Source organism: Raineya orbicola (assembly GCF_002843425.1).
GTDB lineage: Bacteria > Bacteroidota > Bacteroidia > Cytophagales > Thermonemataceae > Raineya > Raineya orbicola.
On record NZ_NKXO01000061.1, the window covers coordinates 2,501 to 16,039 of the forward strand.

General features: G+C 40.1%; 10 protein-coding genes, 2 tRNA genes and 2 rRNA genes (1 of these 14 running past the window's edge). 2 read left to right on the plus strand and 12 right to left on the minus strand.

Features of this window, described 5'->3' with window-relative positions; genetic code table 11:
• From Rain11_RS13050 to pssA, 8 genes are all read right to left on the minus strand, one after another.
• A 23S ribosomal RNA gene (locus Rain11_RS13050) occupies window positions 1-61 on the minus strand (its annotated part extends 2,500 nt beyond the left edge of the window); the annotation flags it as partial.
• Window positions 62-193: 132 nt separating this feature from the next.
• Window positions 194-267, minus strand: a tRNA-Ala gene (locus Rain11_RS13055).
• Between the two features lie 6 nt (window positions 268-273).
• Window positions 274-347, minus strand: a tRNA-Ile gene (locus Rain11_RS13060).
• A gap of 192 nt (window positions 348-539) precedes the next feature.
• Window positions 540-2,052: ribosomal RNA gene (locus Rain11_RS13065) — 16S ribosomal RNA — on the minus strand.
• A gap of 515 nt (window positions 2,053-2,567) precedes the next feature.
• Entirely contained in the window at window positions 2,568-3,689 is a 1,122-nt protein-coding gene (locus Rain11_RS13070; RefSeq protein ID WP_101359815.1) for a glycosyltransferase family 4 protein, read from the minus strand.
• 9 nt (window positions 3,690-3,698) lie between these two features.
• Complete coding sequence (locus Rain11_RS13075) at window positions 3,699-5,291, minus strand: NAD(P)/FAD-dependent oxidoreductase (RefSeq protein WP_101359816.1); 1,593 nt, start codon at window positions 5,289-5,291, stop codon at window positions 3,699-3,701.
• A gap of 4 nt (window positions 5,292-5,295) precedes the next feature.
• The gene (locus Rain11_RS13080) at window positions 5,296-6,621 is read right to left on the minus strand and encodes a sensor histidine kinase (RefSeq protein WP_101359817.1); all 1,326 of its coding nucleotides are present in this window, start codon (window positions 6,619-6,621) and stop codon (window positions 5,296-5,298) included.
• 2 nt (window positions 6,622-6,623) lie between these two features.
• Entirely contained in the window at window positions 6,624-7,328 is a 705-nt protein-coding gene (gene pssA / locus Rain11_RS13085; RefSeq protein WP_101359818.1) for a CDP-diacylglycerol--serine O-phosphatidyltransferase, read from the minus strand.
• A 115-nt stretch (window positions 7,329-7,443) separates the two neighbouring features.
• Here pssA and Rain11_RS13090 point away from each other — a divergent pair, with 115 nt between their 5' ends.
• Both Rain11_RS13090 and Rain11_RS13095 read left to right on the plus strand, forming a co-directional pair.
• Window positions 7,444-9,249 (plus strand): acyl-CoA dehydrogenase, encoded by a 1,806-nt coding sequence (locus Rain11_RS13090; protein WP_101359819.1) that lies wholly within the window; start codon window positions 7,444-7,446, stop codon window positions 9,247-9,249.
• A 58-nt stretch (window positions 9,250-9,307) separates the two neighbouring features.
• Window positions 9,308-10,081 carry a hypothetical protein gene (locus Rain11_RS13095; protein ID WP_101359820.1) on the plus strand — a complete coding sequence of 258 codons (774 nt, stop codon included), beginning with the start codon at window positions 9,308-9,310 and terminating at the stop codon, window positions 10,079-10,081.
• Window positions 10,082-10,165: 84 nt separating this feature from the next.
• On the opposite strand, the gene Rain11_RS13100 is transcribed toward Rain11_RS13095, so the two are convergent.
• From Rain11_RS13100 to Rain11_RS13115, 4 genes are read right to left on the minus strand one after another with little or no spacing between them, the layout of a single operon-like run.
• Entirely contained in the window at window positions 10,166-10,540 is a 375-nt protein-coding gene (locus Rain11_RS13100; protein WP_101359821.1) for a hypothetical protein, read from the minus strand.
• Window position 10,541: 1 nt separating this feature from the next.
• Window positions 10,542-11,519, minus strand: coding sequence for a TraB/GumN family protein (locus Rain11_RS13105; protein ID WP_101359822.1), 978 nt, complete (start codon window positions 11,517-11,519; stop codon window positions 10,542-10,544).
• Window positions 11,520-11,565: 46 nt separating this feature from the next.
• Window positions 11,566-11,946: an FtsL-like putative cell division protein gene (locus Rain11_RS13110; protein WP_101359823.1), complete on the minus strand. Its 381-nt coding sequence runs from the start codon at window positions 11,944-11,946 to the stop codon at window positions 11,566-11,568.
• A 49-nt stretch (window positions 11,947-11,995) separates the two neighbouring features.
• The gene (locus Rain11_RS13115; protein WP_101359824.1) at window positions 11,996-13,273 is read right to left on the minus strand and encodes an adenylosuccinate synthase; all 1,278 of its coding nucleotides are present in this window, start codon (window positions 13,271-13,273) and stop codon (window positions 11,996-11,998) included.
• Window positions 13,274-13,539 lie beyond the last annotated feature (266 nt).

Sequence of the window (13,539 nt, forward strand, 5' to 3'; positions counted from 1 at the left end):
GCACGTCCTTCTTCGCCTCCAAGAGCCTAGGCATCCCCCATACGCCCTTACAACGTTTCTCAGAGTTACTACGACTCGTTATTGTAGATTGTTTCCCAACTTGTCAATGAACTTCTTGCCTCTTGTAGGCAATGCTTCTCTCCGTAGAAGTTTCTTTCAAAGTGCTAAAATTACAAACCAGCACTTCTTGTCGTGGAGAATAACGGATTCGAACCGTTGACCCCCTGCGTGCAAGGCAGGTGCTCTAGCCAGCTGAGCTAATTCCCCCCTCCGTAGACCCGCCCAGACTTGAACTGGGGACCTCTACATTATCAGTGTAGCGCTCTAACCACCTGAGCTACGGATCTATACTGATAATTCCTCCTCCTTTCCTATCCGTATCCTATATCTTAACATTTATCCTCCTGATAAATGTTATTTTTACTTAACTTCTTTAACCTGTCTTTATCTTTTTCCCTATCTCATCTAATATCTATCTCCTGACATCTAACTTCTCTCCTCTCATTGAGTTACTAAACAGCCTCACCCAGCTTCTCCATAAAGGAGGTGTTCCAGCCACACCTTCCGGTACGGCTACCTTGTTACGACTTAGCCCCAGTCATCGGTTTAACTCTAACTGGCACTGAACCTGCCAGCTTCAAGTCCACCCGACTCCCATGGCTTGACGGGCGGTGTGTACAAGGTCCGGGAACGTATTCACCGCAGCATGGCTGATCTGCGATTACTAGCGATTCCAGCTTCATACAGGCGAGTTGCAGCCTGCAATCCGAACTGAGAGCGGCTTTCAAGATTGGCTCAGTGTCACCACCTCGCTACCCTCTGTACCGCCCATTGTAGCACGTGTGTCGCCCTGGTCGTAAGGGCCGTGATGACTTGACGTCGTCCCCACCTTCCTCTCTACTTGCGTAGGCAGTTTCGGTAGAGTCCCCGACTTTACTCGCTGGCAACTACCGATAGGGGTTGCGTTCGTTGCGGGACTTAACCCAACACCTCACGGCACGAACTGACGACAGCCATGCAGCACCTTGTTTCGGGTCCTTGCGGACTGACACATCTCTGCGCCATTCCCTCACATTCTAGACCAGGTAAGGTTCCTCGCGTATCGTCGAATTAAACCACATGCTCCACCGCTTGTGCGGACCCCCGTCAATTCCTTTGAGTTTCAACCTTGCGGTCGTACTCCCCAGGTGGGTTACTTATCGCTTTCGCTTAGGCACTCACCTATACAGGCGAACACCGAGTAACCATCGTTTAGGGCGTGGACTACCAGGGTATCTAATCCTGTTTGCTCCCCACGCTTTCGTGCCTCAGCGTCAGATATAGCGTAGCAGAATGCCTTCGCAATCGGTGTTCCAAGTGGTATCTATGCATTTCACCGCTACTCCACTCATTCCATCTGCCTCCACTACTCTCAAGACAACCAGTATGAGAACCTTACAATCGTTGAGCGACTGCCTTTCAATTCTCACTTAATCGCCCGCCTACGCACCCTTTAAACCCAGTAAATCCGGACAACGCTCGCATCCTCCGTATTACCGCGGCTGCTGGCACGGAGTTAGCCGATGCTTATTCCTTGAGTACCGTCAATGACCTCCGCAGAAGCCTTTTCTTCCCCAAGAAAAGCAGTTTACAATCCAGAGGACCTTCTTCCTGCACGCGGCGTGGCTGGGTCAGACTTCCGTCCATTGCCCAATATTCCCTACTGCTGCCTCCCGTAGGAGTCTGGTCCGTATCTCAGTACCAGTGTGGGGGATCATCCTCTCAGAACCCCTACCCATCGTAGCCTTGGTAAGCCGTTACCTTACCAACTAGCTAATGGGACGCATACCCCTCTGTTACCGCCTCAGCTTTAACTACAAAGTGATGCCACCTGATAGTACTATCGGGTATTAATCTCGCTTTCGCAAGGCTATCCCCGTGTAACAGGCAGGTTGTATACGCGTTACGCACCCGTACGCCACTCTCATGGTATTGCTACCAATCCCGTTCGACTTGCATGTATTAGGCCCGCCGCTAGCGTTCATCCTGAGCCAGGATCAAACTCTTCATTGTAAAAGTTTATTTAATCCAAGCTGTTTCATACTCAAAGTATGACTGGTGGGCTGTTTAGCTATCCTCTCAATGAACTTCTTGGGCTTAACACCCAAAGTGCTTTTTTTCAAAAAGCGGGTTACAAAACTAACACTTTGTAACCTCTTTACCAAATATTTTTAAGAAAATTTTACTTCAACTCTCTTATGAGCAACCCACTGTCGCTCCTTAAATTTGGGACTGCAAAGGTATGTGATTTTTTTTTATCCTCCAAATTTTTTGAGAAAAATTTTTAAATTTTTTTCTCATTTTTTTCTACGCTTTCATCAGCAAGACTTAAGGCCAAAAAAACTTTAAGAACTTTTAACAACAAACTCCCTACTCCTAAAATCACTTAAATTATGCAGTATTTCAATTTTTTTAACCCGCTCAATCCGCTTGATTGATTTTGGGACTGCAAAGGTAATACATTCAAAAACTATTCTCCAAATTTTTGGAAGAAAAAATTTTAAAAAAAATTTTCAAAGTTTTGATTTTCAAAAATTTACGCTTTTGAAAAAAATGAGATAATTATCAGCCTCTTGACTTTCAGTATAGTGGCTCTGTACTAAATTGTAGTTTTCCTTGCCAATTTCCTGTAAAAAGCTACTTTCAGTTTGTAAAAAAAAGCTCAAGGTTTCGGCACAACTTTCAAAATCGTTGGGTTCAAAGAGAAAATTAGAAGTATTATGCAAAACATCAGCCATTCCTGCCACCCTTGAAGCTACAATCGGTAAGCCCAAAGCCATCGCCTCTAAAAGAACATTAGGCATACCATCGTAAAAAGAAGGAATTGCAACAGCATCGCAAGCAGGATAAAAGCCCAACAGAGCATACCTATCAATAAATTCATAATGCGTATAAGCCAGTGAGTTTTCTGCAAGTAAAAAATCCTTCATCTCACTTTGCATTTCTCCTACAATAAGCAAATGCAAATTATCCTGTAAATCGGCACGTAAAATGGTTTCAATAAAAAATAAAGCCCCCTTTTTCTCTTTCAGATGACCAAATAAACCTAACACCTTCCTGCCTGCCTGTACGTGTGTTTTTCTCCAATTTTGAGCGTGTTCTACGTCAGCAGGCAAAGTGTGCCACTGAGAAGTATCTATACCATTAGGCGTAAAAACAACTTTTAAGTGCGGATAAAGTTTTTGAATAAGTTTCACCTTATCACTGCTCACGGCACAAATTAAAGAAGATTGCAACAAACATTCTTCTACTAAACTTTTACGCCGAGGCGAAAATAAACCTGCATCAAAATCATTTCCTCGCAAAAGTGTAATGAGTGGCAAATCAAAGATTTTGCTTAAAATCGGGGATAGAAACATAGAAGCATACCCTCCAAAACTTACAATGTGCGAACACTGATTTTGCAATAGATAAGTTTTTAGAAAATGATTAAGCAAATGAAAAGTATGGGCTAAATCCTCATCAACGGGGAAAAGAATATCATTACCACACTGCGAAACGCTTATTTTAGGGGAAAGAACGTGAGGATTGAGATGTAAAAGGTGAATTTCTACATTCTTTTTTCGCAGATTAAATACAATTCTATCGCAAGATTGAGCCATTCCGCCACGCATAGGCGGATAATTTTCTGTTATCCAAAGCAGTTTCATCGTAAATGATTAGTTTTTCATTTTTTCTGTGAAATACAATTTTGCCAAAGCCTCTGCACAACGATCTCCGTCCATTGCCGCCGACATAATACCTCCTGCATATCCCGCCCCCTCGCCACAAGGAAAAAACCGCTTTATTTGCAAATGCTCGCAAGTTTCTTTATGGCGAGGAATACTTACAGGCGAAGAAGTACGACTTTCGACACCTATTATCTGGGCTTCGTTAGTCAAGTAGCCCTTCATTTTCTTACCAAAAGCCTTCAAACCCTCCTGCAAAACAAAAGCAATCGTTTCGGGTAAAACCTCTCGCATTTCTACTGAAGCCAAACCCGGCTGATAAGAAGTAGGCAAAAGCTCAGACGACACTTTTTTCTGAACAAAATCTACCATTCTTTGAGCGGGTGCAGTTTGCGTATTTCCTGCAACAGCACAAGCCTTTTGCTCAATACTTTTCTGAAAATACAAAGCGGCTAAATTACCAAATTTGCGAAAATCTTTCCAATCAGTTTCATCTACACTCACCACAATTCCTGAATTAGCAAATTTACCATCGCGGCGTGATGGCGACATACCATTGACAACCACTTCTCCCTGTGCCGTTGCCGAAGGTACAATAAAACCTCCCGGACACATACAAAAAGAAAAAACCCCCTTTTGCACGTTTTTATAGCGAATTTGTTCTACCAAACTATATGCGGAAGCAGGCAAATAGGTATTACGAACCTCGCAATGATACTGAATTTGGTCAATGAGTATTTGAGGGTGTTCTATGCGTACTCCTATTGCAAAAGGTTTGGGTTGAATGAGTATATTTTTGGTTTGTAATAGCTCAAAAATATCTCTTGCCGAGTGTCCTGTGGCTAAAATTACTCCCAAACCCGTAAATTCTTGGGATTTGCCCACTTGGTTTTGAGTAATTACCCCTCGCATTTCATCATTTTTTAGAATAAAATCCACTACTTTGGTTTGAAAGTGAATTTCTCCGCCTGCCTCTAAAATGCTTTCTCGCAAAGCGGCAACAATTTTAGGCAATTTGTTCGTACCTATGTGCGGGTGAGCTTCTATGAGAATATTTTCAGAAGCCCCGTGAGCTACCAAAATTTCTAATATTCGGCGAATATCGCCCCTCTTGGTAGAACGCGTATAAAGTTTGCCATCAGAATAAGTACCCGCCCCACCCTCTCCGAAGCAATAATTGCTATCAGGATTAACAATATGCTCTTTGTTGATAGCCGCCAAATCTCGCCTGCGACTTTGTACATCTTTGCCTCGCTCTACCACAATAGGCTTGATGCCCAGCTCTATCAAACGCAATGCCGCAAACATTCCTGCGGGTCCTGCCCCTACTATAATAGCAGAAGGTCTCTGACTTACATCAGGATAGTTTTTTTCAAAAGAAATCCATTTTTCGGGTTTCTCGTTTTCGTAAATAGAAAGCCTCAAATTTACTTTCACCTGTTTAGAACGAGCATCTATGGAGCGTCTTTCTAAACGAATGAAAGCGTTTTCATAAATCTGATATTGCTCCTGTAAAAATTTTCGCAGGTTCTCTTCATTAAACCCTATTTCTGGGCTTACAGAAAGTTGCAATGTTTTTTTCATAACCTCAAAATCGTAATGTAAAGGTACTACCTTTGCCCAAAACTGAATGCACCGAAATAGTACCTCCTTGCACCCTCATCATTTGTCTTGAAAGGCTCAGCCCAATGCCTGAACCTGTTTTTTTGGTGGTAAAAAATGGTACAAATATACTTTTCTTCGCCTCTTCGCTTATACCCACGCCGTTATCTTCCACTCTAATTAGTACTTTGCCGAGTGTATCTTGTTGGGCAATAAGTTTAATTTCAGGATTTTCTACACCTGTAACTGCGTGAATGGCATTTTTTAGCAAGTTGATAAGCACTTGTTCAGTCATCATCAAATCGGCTTGTAAAGTGAGATTTTCAGGAAAAACAATAGAGCGAAATTGAATATTTCGGTTTTTGAGGTCGTTTTCAATGAGTTTATGTAAATTGGCAAAAAGCTCTGTGAGCAAAATTTTCTGTGGCGAAGGCGTAGGCAATTTGGTAAAAGCCCGAAATTCTTGCACAAATTGCGTAAGATTTTGAGAGCGTTTCTGAATAATCTGCAATGCTTGTTCTATTTCTGCAATATCGTAATTAGCCTCTTGCAAACTCTCCAAAGCCGTAGAAGCTAGTGAGCTAATCGGCGTAACAGAATTAAGAATTTCGTGAGTAAGAATACGCGTAAGATTTTGCCACGCCTCCATTTCTTTCTCTTCTAATTCAGCTTGAAAGTCTTGCAAGGAAACTATTGTGTAGTTTTTACCTAAAATTTGCACTTGTGAAAGAGTAAGGATAAGCTCTAAAACCTCATCTTCCACAAGCAAGCGAACTATCTGTCGTTTTTGGGTGTTTTGGAGAGCGTTTTTAAGTGGCTCGTAAATAGCAGGTAATTCGTTAAGATGCTTGAAAGGCAAACAACGCAAAATTTGCAAAACAGCCGTATTGCAGAAATCAATTTTACCTGTATGGTCAAAAGAAAAAAGCCCTATGGGTATATGCTGAACCACAGAACGCAAATACAATTCTTGCGACTGCTTTTCCAAACGTTCTTTACGAATTTGTTCTATGGCTTTAGAGAAACTCTTCTGCAAACTTACAGGCAAAAACTTTTGAAATGTTGAGGTTTGTCCCCAATCTCCCATTTCCCAACTGATAAATGTATGGTAAAAGCTGTATGCTGTTTTTTGCAATTGTTTGAAAAGCCAAAATAAAGTTCCCGAAAGCACTAAAAAAAGCACGCAGGCTGTAATCCAATAGCTATTTTGCAAAGCTATCATTAGCCCAAACAAAGTAAAGGAAGCCAGAATTATCCCCCAAAACTGCCTTGCAAGTCCTGAAATAAGCATACGCAACTGATAAAAACTCAAATTTAGTTTTTTGGAGAAGTATTTTCAAAAAAAGATAGGAGAATGTAAGAAAAAATAATAAAAGGGACTGCCACAAATTGCAAAAGAATAATTAAAACTACCGAAACACCCAAAAAGATATATCGCAACTCATTGCCTTTCAGGCGAAAGTGCTTAAATTTCAGGGCTAAAAGGGGGATTTCTGCCACCAGAAGCAGGCTCATTATCAAAACAAGAATAAGCAAGAACAGAGAGTTAGCAAAAATCTGCGTCTGAAAGCCCCAAATTTCGGGCTGAAAGTGTAAAATCAGCGGGAAGGAAGCCCAAAGCATTGCATTGGCAGGAGTAGGCACTCCAATAAATCGGTCGGTTTGGCGAGTATCTACATTAAATTTGGCAAGCCTGAATACCGAAAATAAAGCAATTAGCATTGGCAAATAGGTTATCCAGTCGTTCTCTGTAAAATGATTATGCCGTAAAAGCAACTGACGAGCCAGCATTGCAGGTAAAACCCCAAAAGTAATAGCATCGGCAAGCGAATCTAACTGCTTACCTATTTCAGATTTTACATTCAGCAGGCGAGCCACAAAGCCATCAGCAAAATCAAATATCATTGCCACGAATACCAAAGTAGAAGATACCAAGATATTTTTTTCTATCCAAATCAATCCCACACAACCACATAAAGCATTACAAAGCGTAAGTAAGTTTGGAATATGTCGTTTCATTTCAGAAATTTTTCTGCAAAGAACCTATTTTTTCGCAAAATTGCTATCTTTGAGAAATAAATTTCGCTCCAAACCCAAAGATACTATTTTTTACATTCAGTAAAGCTCAACATCTATGGCAAATTATTTTTCCTTCCGCAATCTGAAATTTTTGCTGTATGAAGTCTTTGATGCTGAAAAACTTACGCAGTACGAGCATTACAGAGACCACGACAGGCAGTCTTTTGATATGATTTTGGAAACTGCCAAACAAATTGCAGATAACATTTTGTACCCTATTTATCGCGAAATGGACGAAAAAGAGCCTGACCTTGTTAGTGGCAAGGTAGCTGTGCATCAAGGAATTGGAAAGTACCTCAAAGCTATGGGAGAAGCAGGTATGATAGGGGCAACTTATTCGTATGAAGTGGGCGGCGGGCAAGTTCCTGCAACGGTATATTCACTGGCAAGTTTTATTTTGAGTGCCGCCAACAATGCCGCCTCTATGTACACGGGGCTTTCTTCGGGTGCGGCAAGACTTATCATCAATTTTGGCAATCAAGAGCAAAAAGATTTGTATGTTCCGAAAATGCTTTCGGGCGAGTGGCAAGGCACTATGGCTCTAACCGAACCGCAGGCAGGTAGTTCACTTTCTGATGTTTCTGCCTCTGCCAAACCTTTGGGCGAGGGCAAATACCTCATCAAAGGGCAAAAAGTGTTTATTTCAGCAGGCGAACACGACCAAGCCGAAAACATTATTCATTTGCTACTGGCACGCATAGAAGGAGCTCCCGCAGGTATAAAAGGAATTTCGCTTTTCATTGTCCCTAAATATCGCATTGAAAATGGTTCTTTTCAGCCAAATGGTGTGGTAGCAGGGGGCATTTATCATAAAATGGGGCAAAAAGGTACTCCCGCTATGCACCTGATGCTTGGCGATAACAACGATTGCATTGGCTATTTGGTAGGTGAGCCACATCAAGGGCTAAAATATATGTTCCAAATGATGAACGAGGCTCGTTTGGGAGTAGGGTTAATGAGTGCCGCTATTGCCACAACTGCCTATTATCACGCTTTGCAATATGCTAATGAACGCCCACAAGGACGCCGCCTAAACGAAAAAGACCAAAAAACTACTCCTCAAACCAAAATCATCAATCACCCTGATGTGAGAAGAATGTTGCTTTTTCAGAAAGCGGTTGCCGAAGGTTCTTTGAGCTTACTAATGGAATGCTCTCGTTATTTTGATTTGGCAGAAGTTTCAGCGGGGGAGGAAAAAGCTAAATACCAGATGCTTTTGGACTTACTCACCCCCATTGCCAAAACTTTCCCTTCAGAGTATGGCATAAAAGCTGTAAGTGAAGCTATGCAGGTTTTTGGTGGTTACGGATATTGCAAAGATTTTCCCATTGAACAATTGTATCGTGATATACGTATTACTACCATTTACGAAGGAACAAGTGCTATTCAATCGCAAGATTTGCTGGGTAGAAAAGTAACAATGCAAAATGGAGCGGCTTTAATGGCTCTTATGCAAGAAATTTCACAAACCCTGCAAGAAGCTACTACTTACGAAAATCTGAAAAAATATGCCGAAACCTTGCAAAAAGAACTCGGCAGAATGCAACAAGTCCTTCAAAAACTCATTCCTTTTGCAATGCAAGGCAATTATGAGCGATTTTTAGCCGATGCCAATCTTTTTATGGAAATGGCAGGGCTTGTCGTAGTGGCTTGGCAATGGCTCAAACAGGCAGTAGTAGCTCAAAAACAGCTACTTACACAAAGTCTTGCTGAAAGTGATGTAGCTTTTTACGAAAGCAAAATACAAACAATGCGTTACTTTTTTGCTTACGAATTGCCAAAAACCAAGTGGCTCGCTACTCGCCTGCTTGATGATGAAGTCATAACGATTGTAGAAGCAAAAGCCGAATGGATAGTGTAAGTTTCATCTTTGAGGGTTTTGCATAAAGCAAAGCCCTTCAACCTAACAATCAAAAATTATGCTTTCCGCAGAGTACAAGCAAATTATCAATCAAGGAGAAATTGAAGGTTCTTACTTTGCCGAGGAGTGGATAGCTCTACTGAAAGATTTGCTTACGCAGTACCAAAATCATATTGCGTGGCAAAATAAAATTTCGCGAAAAAATTCTCGCCTTTTTTGGCTGACTTTTTTTTGCACAGCTTTGATTTTATTTTGGCTAATATCTTGGTGGTCTATTTTTATTGCTTTTGGGCTGGCTTATATTGTCTTGCGTTATAGGAAAAAAAAGTTTGCAGTATTTCGCATTTTGCCCAACCCTACTTTTGTAGAAATAACCCAAAACTATTTTTTGCCTCTTTTTCGCTTTTTATCTTTGGAAACCCAACAAAAAATTGAAGCAAAGCTAAATTTTAAGCCTTTGAGTGAATGTCGGTTAAGTAATAGATTGTATCAGGTAGCTAATTATGATGTAGTAGAAAATACACATATTCGTCCTATGTTGGCTTTGCAAACCATTTTTAACGATAAAACCCGAATTTCTGTTGAAATAAGTGAAAAAATCGTAGTGAAAAACAAAAAAAACAGATACAGAACGAGAAAATCCAAATCAAAAACTAAAAGACTGATGATTTATGATTTGAAAGCTATTTTTCACCCCAAAAACTATGCTCCGCTTGACAATACAGGCAACTTAAAACTTGAACTCAAAGATAAACAAATCAATCCTAAATATGACTTGCAACATTTGTTAGAAATGATAGCAATGCTTTATAGCAGTGTTAGACCTGTTTAGTAATGTAAGACTACCGCAACATACTACACTTCTGAATTTTTCAATAGCATTCAAAAAACCATCAAAACTCAAACATAAATCCGATTATTTCCCTGAAATGAGCGTTTTAGGAGGCGGTTGAATGAAAATTCTTTTCAAATAATAGCCCGCAAGACAAGAAAATGAAGCCAGCACTCCTCCTACTATTCCTGTAACTACAAAAAACCACTCACCTACGGCAGGAAAGCCAAACATTGAGGCAATCCGCGTAGAAAGTATTTGGTCGTTTTGAATATCTTGCCAAAAAGCCACTCCCGACCAAACCAAAAAAACAGCAAAAAAAGCTGAAAAAAATGTCCCCCACGCAGTTCGTCCTAAAATTGCTCCTACTACGAAACTAATAACTGCAATAGTCCAAATTTCCCAATGCAGGAAATATTGCAAAGCAAACACTGCAAGTGCTATCAGAATAAAAACCATTTCAAAAATGTATTTTAAGAGGTTTCACGTTATATCCTTTCTGACGAAGTTGATATATTACGCCATCAGTTCCAACCAAATGTAATGCCCCTACGGCAATAAAAGCTGATTTTTCACGAATAATTTTTTCTATTTGAGGTATCCAGGCATCATTACGTTTTTTGAGGAGATTTTCATATTCGTCTTTTTTCATCATTTTTTCATCAAAGCTCAATTTGCCGAGTTCGTTGAGGTTTTGCTCTTTGTAGTACTGATTGAGCTTTTTATAGGTTTCCACAGATTGTGTTTCTTTATCTTCAATAGCCTCCATAAGCATTTCTGCCTGACGTTTGAGCGGTATGCTGTGCAGAAGGGTTTTTGCCTGAAATTCTACGGTCTCAAGTCCTGCAATTTCTTTGCCGAGGCTTTTTCCATATTCTTGGAAGTAATAATCAATATTACCCGATATTGCGTCCATTCCGCCCATTTTGCTATCCTTGCCAAGAGCTTGGGCAACTTTTTGAGCCGAAATGGTTTGTATAATTACCATAGGACGCATACGATTGAACATTACTGCTCCCATACCCAAATTTTTCTTCATATATTCATCAACTCGCTGATAGTTCTTTTCACCTAATAAATCTTGCAAAGTAGTATCCTTCATTATAGAATATTTCATCGTTGCCATCGTAAGAGCCATCAGATTGTCCATAGCAAGCTCTCCGACCACTACTTGACAGGTTTTTATTTTTTCTTTGAGAAAATCACTTTTCTTGATACTATCAGCAGGATACAGATGATGAGTTCCGAATAGATACGAAGGAGCAGAAAGCCCATTCCCCGAAATTTCCCAAAACACCGAATTTTCTAAAACAACAGCATTTTTATCTGCTAAATTTAAGGAAACTTCGGAATTCTTTTGTTCTTTCTTTTTAGTCTTTTGAGCCTCCGCCTGATATATTACCCAAAATGAAAACACTAAAATCCAGATATTTTTCATAGCAAAATCGCTTTAAGTTAGGATTTGTTAAGAACAAATATGTACTTTACTCTTTGCTCACTACAATTTGGTAAGGAACTTTTTCCACGCGTTGCAATCCAATTTGTTTAGCTTTCTTTTCTACCTCCGAATATTTAATGCTATTCATATACTTGGCTTGCGTATGTGTGTAGTCGGTACGTAAGTTGGTAACTTCTTTTTCCAAATTCATCGTTTCGCGTTGTATTTTTCTTGCTAAATGAGCATTACTAATATACAAAATTCCTAAAAAAGTAAGAAACAACACATAAGGCAAATAACTCGTTGGCTTACGGCGAGGCAAAATAAACGTAAAATTTGCCCAGCTATCAATCCAAGAAAATATGCTACGCTTGGCTTCGGGACGTTTGGGAACGCTATCTTGATAACGATTTTCGGGAAAAAACATTGTTGTTTGTTTGAAGCAAAGATAATAAATTTTCTACAAAAAACTTCATTTACGTTTTCCGTATAGTTTGCGACCTATCGGGACCTACCGAAATAAGCGTAATAGGCACTTTTACTTCATTTTCAATAAATTTCACGTATTCTTTTAGGCTTTCAGGCAACTGCTCAAAATTTTTGGCATCACGAAGTTTATCTTTCCAACCCATAAAAGTTTTGTAAATTGGTTCTACAGGCTCAGAAAGGAGGCAGTAAGGCATTTTATCGGTAATAGTGCCATCAGCAAGTTTGTAGTGCGTACAAACCTGAATTTCATCTACAATGCTCAAAACATCGGCTTTCATCATAAAAAGTTCATCAACTCCATTGAGCATAATCGCATATTTAAGAGCGGGCAAATCCAACCACCCACAGCGGCGAGGTCTGCCTGTGGTAGCTCCAAATTCTCTACCCTCTTTGCGAATAGCTTCGCCTATTTCATCGTGTAATTCGGTAGGGAAAGGTCCTGCTCCTACGCGTGTGCAATAGGCTTTGAAAATACCCATTACTTTGCCTATTTTGTGAGGAGCAAGTCCCAAACCTGTGCAAGTTCCTGCTGTAAGCGTGTTGGAGCTTGTTACAAAAGGATAAGAGCCGAAATCTATGTCTAAAAGCGAACCTTGAGCCCCTTCGGCAAGAACCTTTTTGCCTGCTTGTAATGCTTCATTCAGCCAATATTCAGTATCGGCAAACTGAAAATGAGCTTTCAGAAATTCAATAGCTTCCCAAAAATCTTTTTCCAAAGTTTCTAAATCAAAATCAGTAAAATTGTATTGTTTGAGCAATCCTAAATGTTTATTACGCAATTTTTCGTATTTATGCTGAAAATCGGAACTCAAAATATCACCCACTCGCAAGCCATTCCGCCCAATTTTGTCCATATAAGTAGGTGTGATACCTTTGAGTGTAGAGCCAATTTTTTCGTTACCTTTGGCGGCTTCGGAGGCGGCATCTAAAAGCCTATGTGTAGGAATGATTAGTTGTGTTTTCTTGGAAATGAGAATTTTAGAGGCAATTTCTGAAATTTCTTTGCCAAGAGCCAGCACCTCTTTGCGAAAAACAATAACATCAAGCACCACCCCATTACCGATTATGTTGAAAGTATTAGGGTGAAAAATACCCGAAGGAATTTGATGAAGCACATATTTGAAGCCGTCAAATTCAAGAGTATGCCCTGCGTTCGGACCGCCCTGAAAGCGAGCTACCACCTGATATTCACGAGCCAAGAAATCCACTACTTTTCCTTTTCCTTCATCACCCCATTGCAAGCCTAAAAGTACATCTGCTTTCATTCTGATAAAATTTTAGGCGGTAAAAGTACATAAAAAAATGCACTATTCGCAAAAGGATTTGTAAAAAAGCTAATTGTCTAAAATTAAGATGGCTATTTAATTGATTGTGCTTGCTTTTGTTCAAGTTGAGTTATTATTCAACGTGAGTTAAGCGGCAATATCTTGAAAAAGTTCAAAATTTGTAAGTAGATTTTTTTCTTGAAAATCTCTAATAGTGGGCTTTTTATCTAGGAATTTGTAGGCAATAATTCCAGACCACAAATTGA

Excerpts from the sequence above, each read along its gene's own strand:
- Rain11_RS13070 (WP_101359815.1), bottom strand. The coding sequence starts at position 3,689 with ATGAAACTGCTTTGGATAACAGAAAATTATCCGCCTATGCGTGGCGGA.
- Rain11_RS13075 (WP_101359816.1), bottom strand. The coding sequence starts at position 5,291 with ATGAAAAAAACATTGCAACTTTCTGTAAGCCCAGAAATAGGGTTTAAT.
- pssA (WP_101359818.1), bottom strand. The coding sequence starts at position 7,328 with ATGAAACGACATATTCCAAACTTACTTACGCTTTGTAATGCTTTATGT.
- Rain11_RS13090 (WP_101359819.1), top strand. The coding sequence starts at position 7,444 with ATGGCAAATTATTTTTCCTTCCGCAATCTGAAATTTTTGCTGTATGAA.
- Rain11_RS13095 (WP_101359820.1), top strand. The coding sequence starts at position 9,308 with ATGCTTTCCGCAGAGTACAAGCAAATTATCAATCAAGGAGAAATTGAA.
- Rain11_RS13100 (WP_101359821.1), bottom strand. The coding sequence starts at position 10,540 with ATGGTTTTTATTCTGATAGCACTTGCAGTGTTTGCTTTGCAATATTTC.
- Rain11_RS13105 (WP_101359822.1), bottom strand. The coding sequence starts at position 11,519 with ATGAAAAATATCTGGATTTTAGTGTTTTCATTTTGGGTAATATATCAG.
- Rain11_RS13110 (WP_101359823.1), bottom strand. The coding sequence starts at position 11,946 with ATGTTTTTTCCCGAAAATCGTTATCAAGATAGCGTTCCCAAACGTCCC.
- Rain11_RS13115 (WP_101359824.1), bottom strand. The coding sequence starts at position 13,273 with ATGAAAGCAGATGTACTTTTAGGCTTGCAATGGGGTGATGAAGGAAAA.